We start from the raw sequence: 517 nt of genomic DNA, 5'->3' as shown, positions 1-517 counted from the left end.
AAGCCAAACTTTACGACGCTACACCATTACCCAGCGCCGACGTTAACTGCTGAAGAGCAAGCGTTTATGGATAATGAACTTGAAACGCTCTTAGACATGCTAGACGATCAAAAAATCGTGAAAGAAGATCGTGATTTGCCACCGGAGGTGTGGGAATACTTGCGCAAAGAACGTTTCTTCTCACTGATTATCTCGAAAGAGTACGGTGGCCGTGAGTTTTCTGCATTGGCAAACTCAACGATTGTGTCTCGTATTGCAACGCGCAGTATTAGTGTTGCGGTATCGGTAATGGTTCCTAACTCGTTGGGGCCAGGTGAGCTTCTTTCTCACTACGGCACTCAGGAGCAAAAAGATTACTGGTTACCACGTCTTGCTGATGGTACGGACATTCCTTGTTTTGCTTTGACTGGACCGGAAGCAGGTGCAGATGCGGGCGGCATTCCTGACCAGGGTGTGGTGTGTTACGGCATGCACGATGGCGAAGAGGTGCTTGGTGTTCGAGTTAGCTGGAACAAGC

At 48.9% G+C, this 517-nt stretch carries 1 protein-coding gene; it reads left to right on the top strand.

Going from position 1 to position 517, the window contains the following annotated elements; genetic code table 11:
• Positions 1-517 (top strand): acyl-CoA dehydrogenase family protein (locus tag R7044_RS28070; RefSeq protein ID WP_225456373.1); only part of this gene is annotated, 517 nt, incomplete at both ends.

The organism is Vibrio sp. 1402 (genome assembly GCF_033340275.1).
This window is presented reverse-complemented; position numbering and strand designations above follow the sequence as displayed.